This is a genomic window from Saccharothrix coeruleofusca, from assembly GCF_014648515.1.
Lineage (GTDB): Bacteria > Actinomycetota > Actinomycetes > Mycobacteriales > Pseudonocardiaceae > Actinosynnema > Actinosynnema coeruleofuscum.
The window spans coordinates 121,540-144,023 of the sequence record NZ_BMRG01000015.1 but is presented as its reverse complement, the minus strand read 5'-3'; the positions used below and the strand labels follow the sequence as shown (position 1 = coordinate 144,023).

19 protein-coding genes are annotated in these 22,484 nt (G+C 73.7%); 14 read left to right on the top strand and 5 right to left on the bottom strand.

Annotated elements, in window-relative coordinates; translation table 11 throughout:
- Nucleotides 1-13: 13 nt before the first annotated feature.
- Nucleotides 14-784 carry a nitroreductase family protein gene (locus tag IEZ00_RS28130; RefSeq protein ID WP_189226361.1) on the bottom strand — a complete coding sequence of 257 codons (771 nt, stop codon included), beginning with the start codon at nucleotides 782-784 and terminating at the stop codon, nucleotides 14-16.
- Between the two features lie 263 nt (nucleotides 785-1,047).
- Here IEZ00_RS28130 and IEZ00_RS28125 point away from each other — a divergent pair, with 263 nt between their 5' ends.
- The 6 genes from IEZ00_RS28125 (at nucleotide 1,048) to IEZ00_RS28100 (ending at nucleotide 7,443) form a co-directional block, all read left to right on the top strand.
- The gene (locus tag IEZ00_RS28125) at nucleotides 1,048-1,923 is read left to right on the top strand and encodes a universal stress protein (RefSeq protein ID WP_189226360.1); all 876 of its coding nucleotides are present in this window, start codon (nucleotides 1,048-1,050) and stop codon (nucleotides 1,921-1,923) included.
- A 114-nt stretch (nucleotides 1,924-2,037) separates the two neighbouring features.
- Nucleotides 2,038-2,496: a universal stress protein gene (locus IEZ00_RS28120; protein ID WP_189226359.1), complete on the top strand. Its 459-nt coding sequence runs from the start codon at nucleotides 2,038-2,040 to the stop codon at nucleotides 2,494-2,496.
- Entirely contained in the window at nucleotides 2,493-3,038 is a 546-nt protein-coding gene (locus IEZ00_RS28115) for a universal stress protein (protein WP_189226358.1), read from the top strand. The genes IEZ00_RS28120 and IEZ00_RS28115 overlap by 4 nt, the downstream gene beginning before the upstream one ends.
- Complete coding sequence (locus IEZ00_RS28110) at nucleotides 3,035-3,658, top strand: CBS domain-containing protein (protein ID WP_189226357.1); 624 nt, start codon at nucleotides 3,035-3,037, stop codon at nucleotides 3,656-3,658. The genes IEZ00_RS28115 and IEZ00_RS28110 overlap by 4 nt, the downstream gene beginning before the upstream one ends.
- A complete protein-coding gene (locus IEZ00_RS28105) occupies nucleotides 3,639-6,197 on the top strand; it encodes an HAD-IC family P-type ATPase (RefSeq protein ID WP_306344704.1) in 2,559 nt (852 codons plus the stop codon). Before IEZ00_RS28110 ends, IEZ00_RS28105 begins: the two co-directional genes overlap by 20 nt.
- Nucleotides 6,198-6,294: 97 nt before the next feature.
- Nucleotides 6,295-7,443 carry an oxygenase MpaB family protein gene (locus IEZ00_RS28100; protein ID WP_189226356.1) on the top strand — a complete coding sequence of 383 codons (1,149 nt, stop codon included), beginning with the start codon at nucleotides 6,295-6,297 and terminating at the stop codon, nucleotides 7,441-7,443.
- 88 nt (nucleotides 7,444-7,531) lie between these two features.
- Here IEZ00_RS28100 and IEZ00_RS28095 read toward each other — a convergent pair whose 3' ends face one another.
- Complete coding sequence (locus IEZ00_RS28095) at nucleotides 7,532-8,782, bottom strand: tetratricopeptide repeat protein (protein ID WP_373293212.1); 1,251 nt, start codon at nucleotides 8,780-8,782, stop codon at nucleotides 7,532-7,534.
- A gap of 68 nt (nucleotides 8,783-8,850) precedes the next feature.
- Here IEZ00_RS28095 and IEZ00_RS28090 point away from each other — a divergent pair, with 68 nt between their 5' ends.
- Entirely contained in the window at nucleotides 8,851-10,128 is a 1,278-nt protein-coding gene (locus tag IEZ00_RS28090; protein ID WP_189226354.1) for an AAA family ATPase, read from the top strand.
- Between the two features lie 10 nt (nucleotides 10,129-10,138).
- On the opposite strand, the gene IEZ00_RS28085 is transcribed toward IEZ00_RS28090, so the two are convergent.
- A complete protein-coding gene (locus tag IEZ00_RS28085) occupies nucleotides 10,139-11,155 on the bottom strand; it encodes a TerC family protein (RefSeq protein WP_189226353.1) in 1,017 nt (338 codons plus the stop codon).
- 120 nt (nucleotides 11,156-11,275) lie between these two features.
- Nucleotides 11,276-12,616: a protein kinase domain-containing protein gene (locus IEZ00_RS28080; protein ID WP_189226352.1), complete on the bottom strand. Its 1,341-nt coding sequence runs from the start codon at nucleotides 12,614-12,616 to the stop codon at nucleotides 11,276-11,278.
- 176 nt (nucleotides 12,617-12,792) lie between these two features.
- On the opposite strand from IEZ00_RS28080, the gene IEZ00_RS28075 reads away from it, so the two are divergent.
- Both IEZ00_RS28075 and IEZ00_RS28070 read left to right on the top strand, forming a co-directional pair.
- A complete protein-coding gene (locus IEZ00_RS28075; protein ID WP_189226351.1) occupies nucleotides 12,793-15,486 on the top strand; it encodes an alpha/beta hydrolase family protein in 2,694 nt (897 codons plus the stop codon).
- Between the two features lie 103 nt (nucleotides 15,487-15,589).
- Nucleotides 15,590-16,339, top strand: coding sequence for a GH12 family glycosyl hydrolase domain-containing protein (locus IEZ00_RS28070; protein ID WP_189226350.1), 750 nt, complete (start codon nucleotides 15,590-15,592; stop codon nucleotides 16,337-16,339).
- Nucleotides 16,340-16,383: 44 nt separating this feature from the next.
- Here the strand turns inward: IEZ00_RS28070 and IEZ00_RS28065 are convergent, their stop codons facing one another.
- Entirely contained in the window at nucleotides 16,384-16,863 is a 480-nt protein-coding gene (locus IEZ00_RS28065) for a MarR family winged helix-turn-helix transcriptional regulator (RefSeq protein WP_189226349.1), read from the bottom strand.
- 82 nt (nucleotides 16,864-16,945) lie between these two features.
- On the opposite strand from IEZ00_RS28065, the gene IEZ00_RS28060 reads away from it, so the two are divergent.
- The 5 genes from IEZ00_RS28060 to IEZ00_RS28040 all read left to right on the top strand — a co-directional run bounded on the left by IEZ00_RS28060 (nucleotide 16,946) and on the right by IEZ00_RS28040 (nucleotide 22,475).
- Entirely contained in the window at nucleotides 16,946-17,827 is an 882-nt protein-coding gene (locus tag IEZ00_RS28060) for an alpha/beta fold hydrolase (RefSeq protein ID WP_189226348.1), read from the top strand.
- 86 nt (nucleotides 17,828-17,913) lie between these two features.
- Nucleotides 17,914-19,158: an ABC transporter substrate-binding protein gene (locus IEZ00_RS28055; protein ID WP_189226347.1), complete on the top strand. Its 1,245-nt coding sequence runs from the start codon at nucleotides 17,914-17,916 to the stop codon at nucleotides 19,156-19,158.
- Entirely contained in the window at nucleotides 19,155-20,048 is an 894-nt protein-coding gene (locus IEZ00_RS28050) for a carbohydrate ABC transporter permease (protein WP_189226346.1), read from the top strand. The genes IEZ00_RS28055 and IEZ00_RS28050 overlap by 4 nt, the downstream gene beginning before the upstream one ends.
- Nucleotides 20,048-20,854: a carbohydrate ABC transporter permease gene (locus IEZ00_RS28045; protein WP_189226345.1), complete on the top strand. Its 807-nt coding sequence runs from the start codon at nucleotides 20,048-20,050 to the stop codon at nucleotides 20,852-20,854. Before IEZ00_RS28050 ends, IEZ00_RS28045 begins: the two co-directional genes overlap by 1 nt.
- A 157-nt stretch (nucleotides 20,855-21,011) precedes the next feature.
- Nucleotides 21,012-22,475 carry an MFS transporter gene (locus tag IEZ00_RS28040; protein WP_229796163.1) on the top strand — a complete coding sequence of 488 codons (1,464 nt, stop codon included), beginning with the start codon at nucleotides 21,012-21,014 and terminating at the stop codon, nucleotides 22,473-22,475.
- Nucleotides 22,476-22,484: the final 9 nt, after the last annotated feature.

Sequence of the window (22,484 nt, the reverse complement as noted above, 5' to 3'; positions counted from 1 at the left end):
GGTGGGGCCGGTCTCACCACCTGGTGGGACCGGCCCCACCGGCACGTCGGGGCACCGGCGAGCCGGGTCCGACGCGCAGCACGGCCTGCGGCACGATCACCCCGCCGAGCGCCCGGCGCAGCTCCTCGCGCACCCCGGCCACCCCCGGCAGGACCGTCGCGGACAGGTCGAGCCCTGCGGCTGTCAGCAGCACGCGCCGCAGCGCCTGACCGGCCTGCAGTTCGGCCCTGGGCTCGTCGTGGAACGAGCAGAGCACCGCGATCAGCGGGTTGTGATCGGGCGTGGGGTGCGCTTCGGCCACCAGCCGCCGCACCAGGGCGCGTTCGCGGGGGTCGGTCACGACGTGCAGCCAGGAGCGCTCCCGCTCGGCGGCGCGCACCATGGCGTGCCGGTGCGCGGCGGGGACGGGCGTGTCGAGCAGGGGAGCGCGGTCCGCCACCGCGCCCGCCGTCGCCCCGATCAGCGCTCGGGTCTCGTCGTCGAGTTCGCGGCGGCCGCCTCGGCGGACGGTGGCCAGCGCGCCGGGCGCGTCGGCTCCGGGCAGCAGGGTGACCAGTGGTCGGATGCCGTGCCCGCGCAGCGCCAGGCGCAGGTTGAACAGCGCGGTGCCGCAGGCCAGGCGCAGTTCGCGGTCCCCGGCGTCGGCGTGCAGCTCGATGCGGTCCTCGTCCAGGCGGAACCACCACGACCGCGTGCCGCGTGCGCCGGGGGCGGGTGCCGCAGTCGCGACGACCTCGGCCACCTCCGCCTCGTCGAGCCCCAGCACCCCGGTCGCACTCGTCATCCCGTTCACCCGTTTCACCTGTTCGGACCCCTGTCAACCACTGTCCGCCGGAACCCGGGCAAGCCACACGGCCGAAGGTCCCGAGCAGACCGGGTGCGACGGCACGGCCCGGTCGCACCCCGGCCATCGGACCCTGTCGGACCGGGACCGAGGACCGCTGCCGAGCGCGCCCGGACCGCCTAGCGTCGGAACCCGAGGACGGCAACCGGCGGGCTGCCCGCACGAGTGTGGCAGGCAGCGGTGGACATGGAGAGGACCCTGTGATGAGTGCCCCGATCGTGGTTGGAGTGGACGGCTCGGCGTCGGCGTTGGCGGCCACCCGGTGGGCGGCGGAGCAAGCCGCCCGCCACCGCGCGCCGCTCCGCCTCGTGCACGCCTACCAGCTGCCGGTCAGCGGTTACCCGGAAGTCGTCGTGGCCGCCCGCGAGGTGCAGCGGGCGTTCGAGGAGCAGGGCGGGCAGTGGGTCGAGCAGGCCGCGGCCGCCGCCCGCGCCGTCGCCGACGTGCCGGTGGAGACCTCGGTGGCCGTCGGCCACCCCGTCGCGGCACTGGTGTCGGCATCCAGGGGTGCCCGGCTGGTCGTCCTGGGCTCGCGCGGCCACACCGGCCTGTCCAGCCTGCTCGTCGGCTCCGTGGCGGTGGCGGTCACCGCGCACGGCGAGTGCCCGGTGGTCGTGGTCCGCGACGAGAGCCCGGCCGATGGGCCGGTCGTCGTCGGCGTGGACGGCTCGCCGACCAGCGAGGACGCGGTCGCCTTCGCGTTCGAGGAGGCGTCGTTGCGCGGCGCCCCGCTCACCGCCGTCATCGCCTGGACCGACTTCCTGGTCGACAGCGCCTACCACTCCCGCTTCACCGTGGACTGGTCGCAGGTCGAGCAGGAGGAGCTGCGCGTGCTGGCCGAGCGCCTGGCGGGCTGGCAGGAGAAGTACCCGGACGTCCCGGTGAACCGCCTGGTGCTGCACGAGCGCCCGGCCAAGGCGCTGCTGGGCGCCGCGGAAGGTGCCCAGCTGCTGGTGGTGGGCAGCCACGGCCTCGGCGGTTTCGCCGGGATGCTGCTGGGCTCGACCAGCCGGTCCCTGCTCCACCACGCCCGCTGCCCCCTGGCCGTCGTCCGGCCGCGCGAGGGGAAGAAGTCCTGAGCCCGGTTCCCGGACCGGCCGGGACGAAAGTCCCGCCCGGGCGGGACCGCGGCCACTGATCTTGGTCGTCGTCCGCTGCGACGCTGGGAGCAGAACAGCCGAGGAGGAGAAGAGATGGACGACAGGATCGTGGTGGGCGTGGACGGATCGCCCGCCAGCCGGGCCGCGCTGCGGTGGGCGGTCGAGGAGGGCGGGCTGCGCGGTGTCGCGGTCGACGCGGTCCTGGCCTGGCACGTGGACTACCCGGTGGTGATCGGGCCCATGTCGGCGGCCGTGGCGGCGGGGCTGGACCGGGAGGTGCTGCGCGGGCAGGCCCAGGCCGTGCTGGCGGACCTGGTGGCCGACGTCGCGGGCGACGTGCGCCCGGTCCTGACCGAGGGCGACGCCCGCGACGTGCTGGTCGAGGCGTCGCGGGAGGCCGCGCTGCTGGTGGTCGGCAGCCGCGGCGCCGGGCCCGTCCGACGGGTGCTGCTGGGTTCGGTCAGCTCCCACTGCGTGCACCACGCGGCGTGCCCCGTGGTCGTGCTGCGCCAATCCGAGACCAAGTCCGAGTCGAGCGAGGTGGAGTCGTGAGCACTGGTCCGATCGTGGTCGGGATCGACGGGACCGCCGCGGGTGAGCGCGCCCTGCGCTGGGCGGTGGACGAGGCGGTGCGGCGTCAGGTGCCGCTGCACGTGGTCAACGCCTACTCCTACGAGCCGCTGGCCGACTGGGCGATGACCAGCGAGCAGGAGGCCCGCGCGCGTTCGGAGGCGCTGGTGGACGACGCGCTGCGCGCGGTCGCGGCCGAGGGCCGGGAACTGCCGCAGGTGGTGCGCCTGTGCGTGCGCGGCCTGGCGGCGCGGGTGCTGGAGGAGCAGGCCCGCGACGCGGCGATGCTGGTGGTGGCCTCGCACAGCGGCAGCCGGTTGCGCCAGGTCGTGCTGGGCAGCACCAGCAGCCACTGCGTGCGGCACGCGACCGTGCCGGTCGTCGTGCTGCCGCCCGGCGATGCCCGCCACGACCCGACCGCGGCCGGGGTGGCGCGGGAACCGGCCCAGGGCAGTGCCCAGGACAGCGCCCAGGACAGCGCCCAGGAGAGCGCCCAGGAGAGCGCGCGGGAGGCCGGGCGATGAGGGTCCGCGATCTGATGACCCGCGACGTGGTCACCGTCTCGCCCGAGTCCTCGGCGCGCGAGGCGGCGGCACTGCTGGCCGCCAGGGGGTTCACCACCCTGCCGGTGGTCGACGACCGGGGCGCGCTGGTCGGGGTGGTCACCGAGGCCGACGCGCTGCGCGACCGGCTGCCGGTGGACCCGCGCTCGCTGCTGGGGCGGGAGCCGTGGCGCGGGCGGCCGGTGCCGTGCCGGACCGTCGCCGAGGTGATGAGCCAACCGGTCGTCGGCGCTTCGCCGGGCACGGACGTGGCCGAACTGGCCCGGTTGATGCTGCACCACGGGGTGCGCAGCGCCTGCGTGGTGGACGGCAGGCGACTGGTCGGCGTGGTCACCCGGCGCGACATGCTGCGGGCGATCAGCCGCGACGACCGCACCTTGGAGAAGGAAGTCCGGTACCGGCTGGGCCTCTACGCCGACCCGCACCGCTGGGAGGTGTCCGCAGTGGACGGTCATGTGTCCATAGTGGACTCATTGGGTGACGAGCGGGACCGGCACGTCGCCACCGTGCTCGCGGGCGCGGTGGCGGGCGTGGTCGACGTCAGCTTCCCGGAGGTCGGTCGTGCCGTCGGCCACGGCTGAGCGCGAGGCCGCGCCGCACGGGATGCCGGTGCACGAGGTCGTGCTGCTGGCCGAGACCGACGCGGACACCGGCCTGTCCGCCGCCGCGGCGGCCCGGCGGCTGGCCGAGCTGGGGCCCAACCGGCTGCCCGAGCACCGCGGCCCCGGCAGGCTGCGGCGGATGCTCGCGCAGTTCCACAACCCGCTGATCTACGTGCTGCTGGGCGCGGCGGCGCTGACCTTCGCGCTGGGCGAGACCGTGGACGCCTCGGTGGTGCTGGCGGTGGTCCTGGTCAACGCGATCGTCGGCTACCTGCAGGAGGTCAGGGCCGAACGCGCGCTGGACGCGCTGGAGGCGATGGTCCGCACCGAGGCCACCGTGGTGCGCGACGGCGTGGCCGCGCGGGTCGCCTCGGACGAGCTGGTGCCCGGCGACCTGGTGGTGCTGGAGGAGGGCGACCAGGTGCCCGCCGACCTGCGCCTGGTGCGCAGCAGGGAGCTGCGCGTCGACGAGTCGGCGCTGACCGGAGAGTCGCGGCCGGTGCTCAAGAACCCGCTGCCCGTCCCGCACGACACCGCGCTGGCCGACCGCGCCGACATGGCCTACTCCGGCACGCTGGTGACCACCGGCGGCGGACGCGGCGTCGTCGTCGAGACCGGCGCGGACACCGAGATCGGGCACGTGCACCGGCTGGTCGGCTCGACCACGACCGTGCAGACGCCGCTGACGCGCAAGCTGGCCAGGTTCAGCCGGGTGCTCACGGCGGGCATCCTCGGCCTGGCGGTGCTCAGCGTGGTCATCGGCCTGCTGCGCGGCGAGCCGTTCGCGGACATGGTCACCGCCGCCGTCGCGCTGGCCGTGGGCGCCATCCCCGAGGGCCTGCCCGCCGCGGTCACCGTGACGCTGGCGATCGGCGTGGCGCGGATGGCCCGCCGCAACGCCGTCATCCGCAGGCTGCCCGCCGTGGAGACGCTGGGCAGCACCACCGTCATCTGCACCGACAAGACCGGCACCCTCACCGCCAACGCCATGACCGTGCGCCACGTCGTCGCGGGCGGCGACCGCTGGGAGGTCGACGGCATCGGCTACTCGCCGGTGGCCCGGCACCCGTCCGCGCCCCCCGCCGTGCGCGAGGTCCTGCTGGCCGGGCTGGCGTGCAACGACGCCGACGTGGTCCGCCAGGACGACCGGTGGACCGCGGTCGGCGACCCCACCGAAGCCGCGCTCGTGGTCTCCGCCCGCAAGGCCGGGCTCAGCCGCGACGACGTGCCCGAGCGGGTGGACGAGCTGCCCTTCACCTCGCAGCGGCGGTTCATGGCGACCCGCCACACCGGCGGCGTGGTCTACCTCAAGGGGGCGGTGGAGCGCATCGCCGAGTTCACCGGCGACGCCGACCACCGCGACGCCGAGGAGCTGGCGGGCCGGGGGCTGCGCGTGCTCGCGTTCGCCCGCGCCGAGGTTCCCGAGGACACCCCGCTGACCGAGGAAGCCCTGCGCGGGGCCGTGTTCCTGGGACTGCAGGCGATGCACGACCCACCGCGCCCCGAGGCGCTGGAAGCGGTGCGGGCCTGCCAGGAGGCGGGCATCGAGGTCCGCATGATCACCGGCGACCACCTCGGCACCGCCCGCGCCATCGCCGAGCACTTCTCCCTCGCACCCGGCGCCGTGCACGCGCGGGTCTCGCCGGAGGAGAAGCTGCGGCTGGTCAAGCGGTTCCAGGCGGACGGCCACGTGGTGGCGATGACCGGCGACGGGGTCAACGACGCCCCCGCCCTGCGCCGCGCCGACATCGGCGTCGCGATGGGCCGGGGCGGCACCGAGGTCGCCAAGCAAGCCGCCGACATGGTGCTGACCGACGACAACTTCTCCTCCATCCGCGCCGCGGTGGAGGAGGGCCGGGCGGTCTTCGACAACCTGCGCAAGTTCATCATCTGGACCCTGCCCACCAACATGGCCGAGGGCCTGGTCATCCTCACCGCCATCCTGCTGGGCACCGCCCTGCCGATCCTGCCGGTGCAGATCCTGTGGATCAACATGACCACCGCCGTGGCGCTGGGGCTGACGCTGGCCTTCGAACCGCGCGAGCCCGACGTCATGCGCCGCCCACCGCTGCCGCCGTCGCTGCCCCTGCTCACGGCGAGCCTGGCGCAGCGCGTCCTGCTCGTCTCCGTGGTGCTGCTGGCCGGGTCGTTCGCCGCCTTCCACCTCTTCGACGGTCCGGTCGACCAGGCGCGCACCGTCGCGGTCAACGTGTTCGTCGCGGCCCAGATCGCCTATCTGTTCAACTGCCGCTCCTTGGAGAACCTGCGCCCGCGCGTGGGCGTGCGCCGCAACCCGTGGCTGTTGATCGGCATCGTCGTCACCGTCGTGCTGCAACTGCTGCTGACCTACACGCCGGTGATGAACGCGCTGTTCCACACCGCGCCCATCGGGTGGAGCGCGTGGCTGCCGTTGGTGGGGCTGGCCGTCGTGGCCTACGCCGTCGTCGAGGTCGACAAGTGGTGGCGGCGCACCCGGTCGCCGAAGGGAATGCGGAAAGAGGCGGCCCCCGAGCGCTGAGCTCGCGGCGTTCGGGCGCGGATTCACCACATCGTGTTCTGGCGGTGGGAATCGGCGGAGTGTGGGGTGGAGTCCCACAAGTGAAGGGGAGTCGCCCATGATCGACACCGCCGCCGTCGAAGCGCTGAAGTTCCGGGGCGACCCGCCCGCCGACGCCGTCATCGCCGACCTGGTCGCCACCGGCCGGGTCGGCGCCGTCAACGAGGTGCTGGAGCACTTCCGCGCCAACGACCAGCCCATCCCCGAGCGGTTGCCCGACGTGGTGCGGGAGTTCCTCGTCGCCACCGACAGCCCACCGGAGTGGGTGGACCACGACCGCGTGGCGCGGGCCTACGAGTTCTTCGTCGACGACGGCGTGCACGTCGCATCGGTGCTCACCTTCGGCGCGATGGTCAACTGCTACGCCCACGCGCGCGGCGCGCGGGCGCTGTGCCTGACCCACGGCCTGGACCAGCCGCACCGGCGGTTGTCGGAGACCTCCCAGTTCGTCATGGACATGATGGGTCGCGACGCCTTCGGCAGCGGCGGGTCGTTCGTGCCGACCATCCAGAAGACCCGGCTCATCCACGCCGCCGTGCGGCACTTCCTGACCACGTCGGGGCGTTGGGACGTGGCCGCCGACGGCGTGCCGGTCTGCCAGCAGGACATGGTCGGCGCGCTGCTGATCTTCTCCGTCCAGGTGGTGGAGGGGATGCGCCGCATCGGCATCTCCGTCACCGAGGCCGAAGCCGCCGACTACTACTACGTCTGGCGCGTGGCGGGAGCCATGCTGGGCATCCCCGTCGAGGCCGTGCCGGAGAGCCTGGAAGAGGCGCGCGAGCTGAGCGCCGCGCTGGTGGAGACCGCCTACGGTCCCTCGCCGGAGGGCGTGGTGCTCACCCGCCACCTGCTCGACCTGTACGAGAACCTGTTCCCCGGCAAGGTGTTCGACGGCATCGTGGCCGCCATGGTGCGCCAGGTCGTCAAGCCGGAGGTGGCGGACTGGATGCAAGTCCCCTCCGCGCGCGGGTGGGCGGGCGTGGTGCGCGCGGGCACCCGCCTGGTGCGGGCGCTGGAGCGCACCGAGGACAGCAGCGCACTGGCCACCACGATTCTCGACCGCGCGGGCGCGCTGCTGCTCGGCGGCAGCGTTCGCACCCTCACCGACGGCCAGTCCACCACCCTCAGCATCCCCGCCGACCTGAAGCAGCGGTGGGAGGCCGCGGGCCGCTGCCCCCTGCCCGAATCCCCGCCCGCCACCCCCTGACCCCACCCGTTGGCAAGTACCACCCGACGCTCGACGGCGGGCCGGTAACCACTACCGGCCCGCCCGAACGGGTGACTTCGGGACGGAGCTAGGCGAAGACGGTGAACCAGGTGGCGGCGATGCCGCCGAGCAGCACCAGCGACACGACCAGACCCGCGCTCTCGGCACCGGCCACAGTGGCCGCGAACGCCACGGCGGCCAGCAGCGCCGCCACCGCCGCGCCGATCGCGGGCACCTTGCGCAGGTCCGCGCGGACGGTGTGCGCGGAACCGGTGGCCATCGCCCACAGCCCCAGGCCGAGGGCGAGGGTCATCAGCCGGGGCGGACCGGCGGTCATGCCGACCACGACGGTCGCGATCGACGCCGAGGCGAAGCCGAGGAAGCCGTAGGTCGCCAGCCGAGCCGGGCGGCTGAGCAGGTGGCGCTCGCGGCCCAGCAGCAGGACGCAGTTCATCAGCGGTTCCAGCGCCCAGCTCAGCACGACCAGCGCGACGACCACGACGATCAGCACCTCGGCCCACGTCTGGCCGTCGAACGGGCGCAGCAGGCGGGTCAGGACGAACGGCACCAGCAGCACCAGCCAGCGCGTGCCGGTGGGCAGCGAGGACAGCCACGAGCCGTACCGCAGCAGCGCCCCGTACAGCGGGTTGCGGGACTTGAGCGCGACGGACAGGCCCTCGCGGGCGCCCGAGTCGGTGGGGTCCAGGCGCAGGGCGGTGCGGTGGGCGCGGATCGCGGACTCGCCGCCGCCGCGGCGCAGCGCCAGCAGGCCCTGGATGCGGTGGGCGTCGACGTGCTGCGGGTCCAGGCGCAGCGCCTCGGCCACCGCGGCGTCGGCCTCGTCGAGCCGGTGCAGCTCGTAGAGCGCGGCCGCCCGCAGCGCCGCGCAGTCGGCGTCCTCCGGCGCGAGGGCGCGGGCCCGCCCGACGCTCTCCAGCGCCTCGGCGGGCCGGTCCTGCGCCAGCAGCACGTAGCCCTCCTGCAGGTGCAGCCCGGCGGACAGCGGGGCCAGCTCCAGGGCCCGCCGCACCACCTCCAGCGCTTCGGGCAGCAGCTTCAACCCGGCCAGCGCCCCGGCGAGGGCGGAGTGGGCCGTCACGTCCTCGGGGTCGGCGGTGAGCGCAGCGCGGCTCGCGTCGCGCGCCTCGCCGTAGCGCTGCTGGCGCAGCAGCGACTGGGCGAGCAGCGTGTGCAGCTCCGGGTCGCCGGGGGAGGCGGCCAGCGCGGTGCGGAAGTGCCCCTCCGCCTCCTTGGCCCGGCCCAGCTCCAGCAGCGCCTGACCGCGCCGCACCGCAACTGCAGAAGTTTCGTCCATTCCCCACCCCGGCGAGCGCCGCAATCGTCCGGCATACCGTAGAGACGCGGAACCGGCTGGTCAACGCGACCGCATCGGGTACCGTGCGCCGCGTGACGCATGATCCGGTGATCGAGGCCCTGCTCGGCGCGCTGACCGCGGACCCCGACAACCACCCGGTGCGGGCCCACGTCGCGCAGCTGCTGCTGGCGGCGGGCGACCCGGCCGGGGCCCTCACCCACGCGACCGCCGTCCTGGCGGCCGTGCCGGACCACGTCGGGGCGCTGCGCACCGCCGCTGCCGCCGCACGGGCGACCGGTGACGAGGCGAAAGCGGCCTCTTACGGCCGCCTCGCCGACGCGCTGGACCCGGCGGCCCCGCCCGCCACCGCTCCGGCGGCCCCGGTCGCCCCGCCACCGGCGCCGACGGCTCCGGTGGCGGCGGCCATCCCGGACACCGCCGACGAGATCCTCCAGCGGTGGACCGACAGCGAGGCCGTCGCCGAGCCCGCCATCGGCACGCTCGGCAAGGCCGGGATCACGCTGGCGGACATCGGCGGCCTGGCCGAGGTGAAGAAGCGCCTGGACATGTCGTTCCTCACCCCGCTGCGCAACCCCGAACTGCGCCTGCAGTTCGGCAAGTCCCTGCGCGGCGGGCTGCTGCTGTGGGGGCCGCCCGGCTGCGGCAAGACCCTCATCGCCCGCGCGCTGGCCGGAGAGCTGGGCGCGAGCTTCTACGAGATCGGCCTCAGCGACGTGCTGGACATGTGGATCGGCAGCAGCGAGCGCAACCTGCGGAGCATCTTCGACACCGCCCGCCGCAACCGGCCGTGCCTGCTGTTCTTCGACGAGATGGACGCACTGGGGCAGAAGCGGTCGCAGCTGCGCGGCGGGTCGTCGATGCGCGGTGTGGTCAACCAGATGCTGGCCGAGCTCGACGGCGCGAGCACCGACAACGAGGGCCTGTTCGTCCTGGCCGCGAGCAACCACCCGTGGGACATCGACTCGGCGCTGCTGCGGCCCGGCCGCTTCGACCGGACGGTGCTGGTGCTGCCGCCCGACGCGCAGGCCCGCGAGGCGATCCTGCGGCTGCACCTGCGCGGCCGCCCCACCGAGCGGCTGGACCTGGCGAAGATCGCCAAGGGCACCGACGGCATGTCCGGCGCCGACCTGGCGCTGGTCTGCGAGCAGGCGACGGAGACGGCGATGGAGGAGTCCATGGCCTCGGGCCGGGTCCAGCCGATCACCCAGCGCCACCTCCAGGACGCGGCGAGGTCGGTGCGCCCCAGCATCGGCGAGTGGATGGAGACCGCCCGCAACTACGCCCTGTACGGCAACGACGCGGGCGCCTACGACGAGCTCGCGGCGTACCTGAAGAAGCGCCGCCGCTGACGGCGCGTGCTCAGCGGGCGTCCGGCCGGTCGCGGTCGGACGCCTTCCGGTGCGCGCGCAGCGAGCCGGGGTGCGCCTTGGCGCCGGGATCGCGCCGGGTCTTGATCAGGCTGGTCACCGTGACGACCGCGAGGATGCCGATGATCACGCCGAGGCTGAGCGGGGTGGGGATCTCCGGCACGCGGGCGTCGATGTCGACGTGCGCCCAGTGCAGGATGAGCTTGACGCCGATGAACGCCAGGATCAGCGAGAGCCCGGTGGACAGGTGCACCAGCCGGTCGAGCAGTCCCTTGACCAGGAAGAACAGGGCTCGCAGGCCCAGCAGGGCGAAGGCGTTGGCGGCGAAGACGATGAAGGGGTGCTCGGTCACGCCGAACACCGCGGGGATGGAGTCGAGCGCGAAGAGCAGGTCGATGCTGCCGATGGCGAGCAGGACGATGAACAGCGGGGTGAACGCGCGGCGGCCGTCGGCGCGCGTGGTGAGCTTGCCCCCCACGTAGTCCTCGGTGATCGGCAGCACCCTGCGTGCGGTCTTGACCACGGCGTTGTCCTCGACGTCCGGGTCCTCGTCGCGGTGTCGGAACAGCTGCACGGCGGTGTAGATCAGCAGCAGCCCGAACAGCAGGAACATGAAGGAGAACAGGGACAGCAGGGTGGCGCCGAGCGCGATGAAGATCGCGCGCATGACCAGCGCCAGCAGGATGCCGAAGGTGAGCACCTTGTGCTGGTGCTCCTCGGGCACGGCGAACGTGGTCATGATGATGACGAAGACGAACAGGTTGTCGACCGACAGGCTCTTCTCGACGATGTAGCCCGCGAAGTACTCGGTGCCGTACTCGCCGCCGTACCGCGCGGCGAACCAGACGCCGAAGCCGATCGCGACCAGGACGTAGAACACCGACCAGGCGGTGGCCTCGCGGAAGCCCACCCGGTGCGGGCGGACGGCCGCCAGCACCAGGTCGATCGCGAGCAGGAGCAGGATCAGGCCGATCGTGACGGTCCAGGTGAGCGCGCCGATGTCGAGCACTGGTCCTCCCCGCGCGTGCCGCCCCTGCCCGATCGGGTCATGATCGGGCAGTTGCGACAATACGGGCGCGGGTCCGCCCACGCCCGATGAAACACCGACGCCTGGGGGGCGGCTTCGAGGTCAGTCGCCGGAGGTGCAGGTGAGGTCCAGCCGGGGCGTAGCCGGGCCGTTGGCGGTGAAGCCGAACGTGGTGGAGCCCGCCACGGGCAGCTCGGCGTTGTAACCGGCGCTGGTGACCGTCACCGAGGCGGTGCCGGTGTTCGCGGTGAGGACCCCGTTCCACAGGTTGCTGATCGTGTGGCCCTCGGGTTGGGGCCAGGTCACGGCCCAGGCGTCGAGCGCGCGCTCGCCCGCGTTGCGCACGGTCACCTGGACCTGGTAGCCGCCCGGCCAGGAGTTGGTGATCTCGAACCGCGCGGTGCAACCGGACGAGACGGCGGTGGCGGTGGTCGTCGTGGTGCTCGGGGTGTCGGTCGGGGCTGGTCGGGCCTCGGAGGACGGGTCGCCGCCGCGCGAGGAGTTCCCGGCCACCAGCCCGTTGACGACCAGCCCGCCGACGACCAGCCCGCCGACGGCCAGCACCGCGGCTCCGGACACCAGGGTGATCGCGCGCCACGACGCGCGGCGGGGTGCGGGCAGCGCCCGCGTGTCGCCCGCCTGCGGCGAGCCGGGCAGCGGCCGTCCCGCGACGACCGCGTCCAGCAGCCCGTGCGCCTCGGCCATGGTGGGCCGCTGCGCGGGGTCGCGCCGCAGGAGCTGCCGCAGCACCTGCGCCAGGGGGGACGCCCCTTCCTCCGCCGGCGGCGGCTCCTGCGCCGTCCCGAACGGCGGGTGGCCCTCCAGCGCCGCGTACAGCGTCGCGCCCAGGGAGTACACGTCGGAGGCGAACACCGCCTCTTGGCCCGCCACCACCTCCGGCGCGAGGAACGCGGGCGTGCCCACGACGGGACGGGTGTCGGCCACCGCGCCCTCGCCGACCGCGCGGGCGACGCCGAAATCGGCGATCTTCGCGGTGCCGTCGTCGCCCAGCAGGACGTTGAACGGCGTGACGTCCCGGTGCACGACGCCCGCCGCGTGCGCCGCCGCCAACGCCGCCGCCACCTGCCACCCCACGCCCGCCACCAGCTCCCCCGGCAGCGGCCCGCGCTCGTCGAGCAGTTCCGCCAGCGTCCGCGAGGGCAGGTACTCCATCACCAGGCACGGCCTGCCGCCGTGCTCCACGACGTCGTGCACGGTGACCGCGTGCGGGTGCCGCAACCGGGCGGCGATCCGCCCCTCCCGCGCGATCCGCTCCAGGGCTTGCGACGGATCGCCCTCGGTGGGCAGCGCGGTGGGGAACTTGATCGCGACGACCCGGCCCAACCGCTCGTCGCGCGCCTGCCAGACGACCCCGGTGGCCCCGCGCCCCACCGGGGCCACGAGCCGGTACCGCTCGGCGATGACCTCGTTGCGCTCCGCCACAGCCGAACGCTACTTCGCCCGCCCGCCCACTGGCCACCTCCGCGCGATCACCGCCGCCGGGCGGCGCGGTGCGCGGAAGGCGCTGCGGCGGAACGGGCGTGCCCCGCGCTGCCTTGCGGGTCGATCCGGAACGACGCTAGAACTGGTCCACACCGGCCGATCCGAGGGGATGGCACATGCACCCGACCCGATTACTGGTCTGCGCGCTGCTCGTGGCGGGTCTGGCCACACCGGCGGCAGCGGCTTCGCGGCAGGGCGACCAGCCTCCCGCGGGGTGGGCGATCGCGGGCCAGCGGCTGGTCTGGACCTCGCCCGAACCGATCCCGCCCGGCGCCGCCGCGATCGAGTTCTGGGAGGGCGACCGGCTGCTCGGGCGACCGCGCCCCTCCACCGACCTGCGCTCGTACACCCTGGACGCGCCGGAGGTCGGCCATCCCGACCGGCTCCAGGTCCGCGTCTCGGGCAGGCGGCTGGACGCCGAGGAGCCGCCGCGCCCACTGGGCTCGACCCCACCGGCGCCACCGGCGCCGCTGCCCGCGAACGAGGTCGACCCCGGCCTGCCCGGACCCTTCCCGACCCGCGCCGGGGAGTACGAGCTGGCTCCCATGGCCATCCCGGGGTACGCGACGCCGGTCGAGATGCGGGCCGTGGTGGTGGCGCCGAGCGGGGCGCCAGGCAAGCGCCCGCTGGCGCTGTTCCTGCACGGCAGGCACTTCACCTGCTACCAGCCCGGTGTCGTGGACGGCATCCTGCTGAACTGGCCCTGCCGGGAGGGGGCCGAGCCGGTGCCCAGTCACCGCGGCTACCTCCAGGCGCAGCGACTGCTCGCCTCGCAGGGCTACGTGACCGTCTCCATCTCGGCCAACGGGATCAACGCGCAGGACGCCGGGGACGTCGAATCGGGAGCGGGAGCGCGGTCGGCGCTGGTCCGCGCGCACCTGGCGAAGTGGGCCGACTGGGCGGGCGCGGACCGGGGATCGGCTCCCGACATCGTCCGCGCCGCGCCCGCCGCCGACATGGACAACGTTTTCCTCATCGGCCACTCGCGCGGCGGCGAGGGCGTCAACCGCGCGGCCACCGACAGCCTGAGCCCGCCACCGCCCGGCAGCGGCTTCGACGGTCCGGTGCGCTGGAAGATCAAGGGCGACCTGCTGATCGGGCCGACCGTCTTCGGGCACAACCCGGCGCCGGACGTGCCCTCGGTGACGATCCTGCCCGGCTGCGACGGCGACGTGAGCGACCTGCAGGGCCAGATGTACCTGGACGCGACCCGCGGGGTCAGCCGTGGAACCGCGTTGCACAGCGCGCTGTACTTCGTCGGCGCGAACCACAACTACTTCAACACCGAGTGGACTCCCGGCCAGGCGCAAGCCCCGGCGTACGACGACTTCGCGAGCCCGCCCATCGACGCGGTGTGCTCGCCGGGAACCCCCACCCGGTTGACCGCGGCGCAGCAGCAGACCGCGGGCGCGACCTACATCGCGGCGGCGGCGCGCCTGTTCGTCGAGGGTGACCGGCGGGTGCTGCCGCTGCTGGACGGCTCGGGTGCGCGCGCCCCGTCGGCCGATCCGGCGCGCGTGCTCGGCCACGCCGTCGGCGGCGCGCGGTCGGCGTTCGTCGTGCCCGACGAGGCGACCACCGCCGGTGGCGACGCGCGGGTGTGCGCGCAGGTCACGGCGGACCCGGCCGCCTCGTGCGGCGACCAGGACTACCCGCTGACCTCGCCGCACTTCAACCGGTTCTCCGGCGCCCCGTCGGAGCAGGGGCGGTTCGCGGTGGCGCTGAAGTGGTCCGAGGAGGGCCGAGCAGCGGTCGTGCGCCCCGGCCGGGCCGTCTCGCTGGCGGGCGCGCGGGAGCTGGCGCTGCGGCTGGTGGTCTCGCCCAACAGCCTGGGCAACCGCTTCGAGGTGGCCGTCGCCGACACCAGCGGTCGCCGCGCGCGGCTGGGGGAGGTGTCGCTGGACGGGCTGCCCGCCACCGAGCGGCTGTCCGCCCACTGGGCGCAGGAGGCCCGCCTCCCGCTGCCCGCGCAGGGCGTCGACCTCGACCGCGTCGCCGAGCTGGAGCTCGTCCCGCGCGGTGGCGCCGGGCGGGCGTGGCTGATCGACGCGCACGGCTGGGACCGCGGTCTGCCGGACCCGCGACCGGTGGCGCTGCCTCGGGTCGACGTGGGTGCGCTGACCGTCGATGAGGGCGACTCGGGCACCCGGACCGTCCGGTTCCCGGTCGCCGTCTCCGGTGACGGTCCCGGCCTGGTGCGGCTGTTCGTCAACGAGCAGGGGCAGGAGTACAGCCAGCGGCTGGTGGCCGTCCAGCCGGGACAGCGCGAGATCGAGGTCGGGCTGCAGGTGGCGGGCAACACCCGGTGGAGCCGGGACGTGCGGCGCTGGGTGCAGGTGAAGGCCGTCCGGGGCACGGTCGTCGGCCGCCACTCGGGCGCTCTCGCGGTGCGCAACGACGACCCGGAGCCGACCATCACCATCGCCCCGGCCGAGGCCGCCGAGGGGGCTCCGCTGACGTGGCGGGCGACGCTGTCCGAGGCGGTCGACAGCACCGTCCTGCTCTCGGGCGCGCCCCTGGCTCCGGCGGACGGGCCCGAGCTGTCCACCGCGGACGTCGACCCGGAGTGGTTCCGCAGGCAGGCCTCCGGCGAGGAGCCGCTGCCGTCGCGACCGCTGTCCACGACGCAGCTGCGCACGGTGCTGGCCTTCATGGCAGGGGACGGCCTGAGCGCGGAAGTGGCCGTGCCGACGGTGACCGACGCCGAGGCCGAGCCCGCCGAGCGGGTTCGGCTGGACTTCACGGTGCACACCCCCAGCGGCGGTGTGATCACCGCCGTCGGCACCGTCACCGACGCGGGAGCGGGCTGACCGAATCGGCATCGGCATGCGCACTGGCGGGTACCCGGTTGGTTGTGGGAGCGTTCCCAGAACGCCCCGCCACCGCCGCCGCGGACCGTTCGGGAGGAGTTCGATGAAGAGCACCGTCCGTTCCCTCGCGCTGGCCTGCCTGCTGACCGCGGGCACGCTCGCCGCCAGCACGGGCCAGGCGCAAGCCGACACGACGATCTGCCAGCAGTACGGCACGACCACCATCCAGGGCCGCTACGTGGTCCAGAACAACAGGTGGGGCAGCTCCGCCACCCAGTGCATCAACGTCACCTCGACCGGGTTCCAGATCACCCAGCAGGACGGCTCGGCGGCCACCAACGGCGCGCCGCTTTCCTACCCGTCGGTGTACGCGGGCTGCCACTACGCCAACTGCTCGCCGGGGACGAACCTGCCGATGCAGGTCAGCCGCATCCGCAGCGCGACCTCCTCGATCGACTACCGGTTCGCGGGTGGCACCTACAACGCCTCGTACGACATCTGGCTCGACCCCTCGCCGAAGACCAACGGGGTGAACCAGATGGAGATCATGATCTGGTTCAACCGGCAGGGCCCGATCCAGCCGATCGGCAGCGCGGTGGGCAACGCCACCATCGCGGGCCGCGGCTGGGAGGTCTGGCGGGGCAACAACGGGGGCAACAACGTGATCTCCTACGTCGCGCCGTCGCCGATCACGTCGTGGTCGTTCAACGTGCTGGACTTCATCAACGACGTGCGTGATCGCGGGGCGATCACGAACTCCTGGTACCTGACGAGCATCCAGGCGGGCTTCGAGCCGTGGAACGGCGGCGTGGGCCTGGCGGTGGACAACTTCTCCGCGTCGGTCAGCGGGTAAGCGCGGCGCTGGGCGCGCCCGGTCGGCACGGGTGCGCCCAGCGCTCAGACCGGCTCGCCCAGGTCCCGCGCCAGCCAGCCCGGCGTGTCCAGGCGCACGGGCGTCGCGCCCACCAGGTCGGTCAACCGCGCTTCGAGCTCCTTGAGCTGATCCGCGCCGATCCGCCGCGCCCACTGCTCGCGCAGCTCGTCGAAGATGGCCTCGGCCTCCCGGAGCATGGCGAACCCCCGATCGGTCACCCGGAGCCGCTTGCGGCGGGCGTCGGCGGGGTCGGCCTCGCGGGCCACGTAGCCGCGCTCCTGCAGCACCGCGATCGTCTTGGCCGCCGCCTGCTTCGACACCGCCATGCGCCGCCCAAGCTCGGAAGCGCTGTCCGCGCCCGAGGCGATGGCCCGGATGGCGAAGTCGTGGACGGGGCGGACGTCGCCGTGGCCGCGGTCGGCCAGCTCGGCCTGGGCCGCGTCCACCAGGCAGCGGAAGCCCCCGAGCAGGAGCAGGGCGAGATCGGCGCCGGAGCGGGACATGGGCCAAGGGTACGACCGGCTCGACAAAGACAACTCGGTTGTCTATATTGATGGACAACCAGGTTGTCTATTTGAGGACGTCATGAACACCGCACCCGCCACCCTGTCCGAGGTCGCGCACCACCACGTGGAGGTCAACGGAACCCGGCTGCACTACGTCGAAGCGGGCACCACCGGGTCCCCGCTGCTGCTGGTCCACGGGTTCCCCGAGAGCTGGTGGGCCTTCCACGAGCTCATCCCGCTGTTGGCGGCGCACCACCGGGTGTTCGCCGTGGACCTGCGCGGCTTCGGCGACTCCGCCACCGCGACCGACGAGCACGACAGCGCCACCGCCGCCGAGGACCTGCACCAGCTCATCGGCCTGCTCGGCGTCGGCCCGGTGCACCTGGCGGGGCAGGACATCAGCGGCGCGACCCTGTTCCGCCTCGCCGCCGCGCACCCCGAGCACGTGCGCAGCTTCACCGCGATCGAGATGGGACTGCCCGGCTTCGGCCTGGAAGCGCTGGCCGACGTCACGCGGGGCGGCAGCTGGCACATCGGTGTGCTCGCCGCGCCCGGCATCGCCGAGCTGCTGCTGGCCGGGCGGGAGCGCGAGTTCCTGTCCCGCTTCGCGTTCCCGGCGCTGTGCGCGACGCCGGGGGCGATCACCGAAGCCGACGTCGACGAGTTCGCCAGGACCTACTCGCGGCCGGGCGGCCTCCGGGGCGCTGTCGGCCTCTACCGGTCGATGCTGCGGGAAGGCCCGGACATCGCGGCGCTGGCCGCCGAGCGCCCGCTGCGCGTGCCCGTGCTCGCGGTCGGCGCGGGCGGTGGCGACTTCACGGCCGACACCTTCGCCGGGGTCACCTCGGGGCAGCTCCGCGCGGTGTCACTCGAAGGTGTGGGGCACTACGCCGCCCTGGAGGCGCCGGACGAGCTGGCGAAGGCCCTGCTGGGCTTCCTCGACGAGGTCGACGCGGCCTGACCGGTCCTCCCCCCTGGTGGGAACGCTCGACACGTGATCACCCCGGTTCGATACTTTCCCCACAACCGAGTCGGGGAGGTAGCGGGATGGGCGTCGAGCTCGACCGTCGGTCGTTCCTCGTGGTCGCCGGGTTACTGGGGCTGACCGCTTGCGGGTCCAACACGGGCCGCGAGGGGTCCGCCGAGGGGACGCTGCGCCACTGGTACCACGCCTACGGCGAGGACGGCGTCCAGGACGCGGTGCGGCGCTACGCCGCCGCCTACCCGGACGCGCGGGTCGAGGTGCAGTGGAACCCCGGCGACTACGACTCCAAGATCATGACCGCCCTGCAGAACAGCGCCGTGCCCGACGTGTTCGAGGCGCAGGTCAAGGTCGACTGGGTGCGGCAGCGACAGGTGGTGCCGCTGGGCGACCTGCTGGGGCAGACCCGCGACGACTTCGTCCGGGCGCTGCTGGACTCCCAGACGGTCGACGGCGAGCTCTACGGCATCCCGCAGGCCATCGACACCCAGGTCCTGTACTACCGGCCCAGCCTGCTGGAGAAGGCGGGGCTCACCCCGCCCTGGACCGTCGACGAGCTGCTGGACGCGGCCCGGCGGCTGACCACCGACGGCGTGCGCGGCCTGTTCGCGGGCAACGACGGCGGCGTCGGCGTGCTCACCGCGCCGCTGCTGTGGTCGGCGGGCCTGGACCTGCTGTCCGAGGACGGCAAGGCCCCCGGCTTCGACGACCCGCGCGCCGCCGAGGTGTTCGGCAAGCTGCGCGAGCTGCACCGGGGCGGCGGCCTGCTGCTGGGCGCGCCGACCGACTGGGCCGACCCCGGCGCGTTCGTCGACGGCCTCGCCGCCATGCAGTGGACCGGCCTGTGGAACCTGCCCGAGATCACCGAGGCGCACGGCGACGACGTCGGCGTGCTGCCGTTCCCGCGCCTGGACGCCGACGGCGCGGAATCGGTGCCGGTGGGCGCGTACAGCGCGATGGTGAACGCGCGCAGCGCCGACGTCGACGCGGCCAAGGCCTACGTCAAGTGGCTGTGGGTGGACAAGACGGAGTACCAGACCGAGTTCGCCACCGCGTTCGGCGCGCACCTGCCCGCCCGGCGGAGCCTGGCGGAGCGGGCCGAGCCGCTGCGCGACGGGCCGGGCAAGCGGATCGCCGAACTCGTCACCGCGGGCGGGCGCATCGCCAGCCCCGCCCGCTGGTCGGCCCGCGCCAACACCGCCCTGTCGGACGCGGTCTCCCGGATCGCGCGTGAAGGCGCGGACCCGGCGGCCGAGCTGCGCACGGCGCTGGACGTGGCGCGGGACGAGATCGCGCGGCTGGACAGGTGAGCGGGCGGCGCGCCGCGCTCGCGTTCTGGCTGTTCGTCGGCCCGTTCGCGGCCGGGCTGCTGGCGTTCACCTACGTGCCGATCGGGTGGAGCGCCTACCTCAGCTTCTTCGACGCGCGCAACACCGTGACACCGACCGAGTTCGTCGGGCTGGGCAACTACGCGGACGTGCTCACCGACCGCGCTTTCCTCGACAGCATCGGCACTTTCACGGTGTTCGCCGCGTTCGTCATCCCCACCACGGTGGTGCTGGCGCTCGCGCTGGCCCTGCTGGTCAACCAGGTCCGCGTCGCGCGGGCGTTCTTCCGGTCGGTGTTCTTCCTGCCGTTCGCCTGCTCCTACGTGGTGGCCTCGCTGGTGTGGAAGATGTCGCTGTTCTCCGGGGTCGACAGCGGGGTGGCCAACACCGCGCTGGGCTGGTTCGGCGGGCAGCCGCAGGCGTGGGTCGGCACGGTCGACCCGCCGCTGTACTGGGTCGTGCTCGTCACCGCCCGGCTGTGGCTGCAGCTGGGCTTCTACATGATCCTGTTCATCGCCGCGCTGCAGCGCATCCCGGCGCACCTGTACGAGGCGGCGTGGACCGACGGGGCATCGCCGAGGTGGCAGACCTTCCGGCACGTCACGCTGCCGGGTCTGCGCGGCGCGCTGGTCGCCGTGCTCACCCTGAACCTGATCAACGCCTACCAGGCGTTCGACGAGTTCTACAACATCCTCGGCGACTCCAGGGGCTACCCGCCGTTCGCCCGGCCGCCCCTGGTCTACCTGTACTACACCTCGCTCGGCTCCGGCGGGCAGGACCTGGGCCGGGGCAGCGCGGGCGCGGTCGTGCTCGCGCTGGTGATCGCGCTGGCGACGCTGCTGTCGGGCCGGGTGCTGCGGAGGGCGGGCTGATGCGTCCCCCCGGCTACCACCGCACCCCGGCGGGCCGCGTCGGCGCCGTCGCGCGCTGGGCCGCGCTCGTGGTCGCGGCGGCGCTGTTCCTGCTGCCGTTCGCCGTGCTGGTCCGCGACGGGCTGGGCACCGGGTGGTCCACCGCGGCGGAGGTGTTCTCCGGCGAGGAGATCCCGTTCGCGCGCAGCCTGCTGAACTCCACCGTGGTCGCCGTGCTGCAGACGGCGGGGCAGTTGCTGCTGTGCTCGCTCGCGGGCTACGGGCTGGCGCGTGTCCCGTACCGGCACGCGCCGCTGGTCCTGCGCGCGATCGTGGCGACGCTGATGGTGCCGACCGCGGTCACCTTCGTGCCGAGCTTCGTGGTGGTGTCGAGCCTGGGCTGGCTGTCGGACCTGCGCGGGCTGGTGGTGCCGGGGTTGTTCAGCGCCCTGAACGTGTTCCTGTTCCGCCAGTACTTCCTCGACTTCCCGGTGTCGCTGGAGGAGGCCGGGCGGCTGGACGGGCTGTCCCGGTGGGGGGTGTTCCGGCGGGTGGTCGTCCCGAACTCGACGGGGTTCTTCGCGGCCATCGCGGTCATCGACTTCATCGGCAGCTGGAACCAGTTCCTGTGGCCGCTGGTGATCGCGCAGGACTCCTCGACGTGGACGGTCCAGGTGGCGCTGTCCAGCCTGCTCACGGCGCAGAACCCGAAGATCGCCCTGCTGTTCGCCGCGGCGGCGGTGTCCATCCTGCCGATCGTGCTGGTGTTCGCCCTGCTGCAGCGCTACCTCGTCCGTGGTGTCACCGAGACCGGCCTCACCGGATGACGATGTCCACAGTGGACTGACCGGTGTGCGCTGGCTCACCCCCGACGCGCGATTCGCGGTGTCCGAACGCGCGGTTCGTGGTGTCCGGACGCGCGACTCGCGGTATCCGGGTACCGCCGCCGGGAATAGCGGGCCGAGCGACCGACTTGGAGACTAGGTGACCAACAGCACCGCAACCGCCGTGGGTCTGCGTTCGGAGCGCGGGCCGATCCTGTTCGCCCTCATGCTGACCACCGGGCTGATCGCGATCGAGGCCACGATCCTGGCCACCGCGGTGCCCTCGGTGGTCGCCGACATCGGCGAGTTCACCCGGTTCCCGTGGCTGTTCTCGATCTACCTGCTCGCCCAGGCGGTCAGCGTCCCGCTCTACGCCAAGGTCGCCGACATGGTCGGCCGCAAGCCGGTCATCCTGCTGGGCATCGCGCTGTTCCTGCTGGGGTCGCTGCTGTGCGGGCTGGCCTGGGACATGACCTCGCTCATCCTGTTCCGCCTCGTCCAGGGGCTCGGCGCGGGCGCCGTGGCCCCGATGGCGATGACCATCGTGGGCGACATCTACACCGTGGAGGAGCGCGCCAGGGTCCAGGGCTACATCGCCAGCGTGTGGGCGGTGTCCTCGGTGGTCGGCCCGACGCTGGGCGGGGTGTTCTCCCAGTTCGCCTCCTGGCGCTGGATCTTCCTGGTCAACATCCCGCTGTGCCTGCTCGCCGGGTGGGCGCTGCTGCGGTTCTACCGCGAGACCGTCCAGAAGCGCCGCCACCGCATCGACTACGCCGGGGCGGCACTGCTCACCGTCGGGCTCACCGCGGTGATCCTCGCCCTGCTCGAAGGCGGCACGGCCTGGGCGTGGACCTCGACGCCCAGCATCGCCTGCTTCGCGGTCGGCACCGTCGCCCTCGCCGCGTTCGCGGTGGTCGAGCGCCGCGCCGCCGAGCCCGTCGTCGACTTCGCGGTGCTGGGCAGGCGCCTGATCCTGACCACCACCCTGGCCTCGCTCGCCGTCGGCGCGCTGCTGACCGGGATCACCAGCTTCGTGCCGACCTACCTGGAGGGCTCGGCGGGCACGGCCCCGCTGCTGGCCGGTCTCGCCGTGGCCGCGCTCACCCTCGGCTGGCCGCTGGCCGCGTCCACCGCCGGGCGCCTCTACCTGCGGCGGGGCTTCCGGGCCACGGCGCTCACCGGCAGCGCCATCGCCCTGGTCGGCTCGGTGGCGCTGGCCGTGGTCGCGCCGTGGCCGAACCCGATCACCGTGGCGCTCACGGCGTTCGTCATCGGCTTCGGCCTGGGCTGGACCGCGTCGCCCACGCTGATCGCGGCGCAGGCGTCGGTGGACTGGGCCGAGCGCGGCACCGTCACCGGCATGAACACCTTCGCCCGGTCCGCGGGCAGCGCGGTCGGCGTGGCCGTGTTCGGCGCCATCGTCAACACCGGGATCGCCTCGGGTGGCGGCGAGCACGACCCCGGCACCATCATCACCGCGTTCAGCTGGGTCTTCGTCGCCGTCGCCGTGGCGGCGGGCCTGCTGCTGCTGGTCGTGTCCACCATGGCCAAGGACCGCCCCGCCCCGCCGGACGAGTCGAGCGTTCCGGCACCGTCAGTCGCGCGTTCGGACACCGCGAGCTGAGCGTTCGGG

Excerpts from the sequence above, each read along its gene's own strand:
- IEZ00_RS28130 (WP_189226361.1), bottom strand. The coding sequence starts at position 784 with ATGACGAGTGCGACCGGGGTGCTGGGGCTCGACGAGGCGGAGGTGGCC.
- IEZ00_RS28125 (WP_189226360.1), top strand. The coding sequence starts at position 1,048 with ATGAGTGCCCCGATCGTGGTTGGAGTGGACGGCTCGGCGTCGGCGTTG.
- IEZ00_RS28120 (WP_189226359.1), top strand. The coding sequence starts at position 2,038 with ATGGACGACAGGATCGTGGTGGGCGTGGACGGATCGCCCGCCAGCCGG.
- IEZ00_RS28110 (WP_189226357.1), top strand. The coding sequence starts at position 3,035 with ATGAGGGTCCGCGATCTGATGACCCGCGACGTGGTCACCGTCTCGCCC.
- IEZ00_RS28100 (WP_189226356.1), top strand. The coding sequence starts at position 6,295 with ATGATCGACACCGCCGCCGTCGAAGCGCTGAAGTTCCGGGGCGACCCG.
- IEZ00_RS28075 (WP_189226351.1), top strand. The coding sequence starts at position 12,793 with ATGCACCCGACCCGATTACTGGTCTGCGCGCTGCTCGTGGCGGGTCTG.
- IEZ00_RS28070 (WP_189226350.1), top strand. The coding sequence starts at position 15,590 with ATGAAGAGCACCGTCCGTTCCCTCGCGCTGGCCTGCCTGCTGACCGCG.
- IEZ00_RS28065 (WP_189226349.1), bottom strand. The coding sequence starts at position 16,863 with ATGTCCCGCTCCGGCGCCGATCTCGCCCTGCTCCTGCTCGGGGGCTTC.
- IEZ00_RS28060 (WP_189226348.1), top strand. The coding sequence starts at position 16,946 with ATGAACACCGCACCCGCCACCCTGTCCGAGGTCGCGCACCACCACGTG.
- IEZ00_RS28055 (WP_189226347.1), top strand. The coding sequence starts at position 17,914 with ATGGGCGTCGAGCTCGACCGTCGGTCGTTCCTCGTGGTCGCCGGGTTA.
- IEZ00_RS28045 (WP_189226345.1), top strand. The coding sequence starts at position 20,048 with ATGCGTCCCCCCGGCTACCACCGCACCCCGGCGGGCCGCGTCGGCGCC.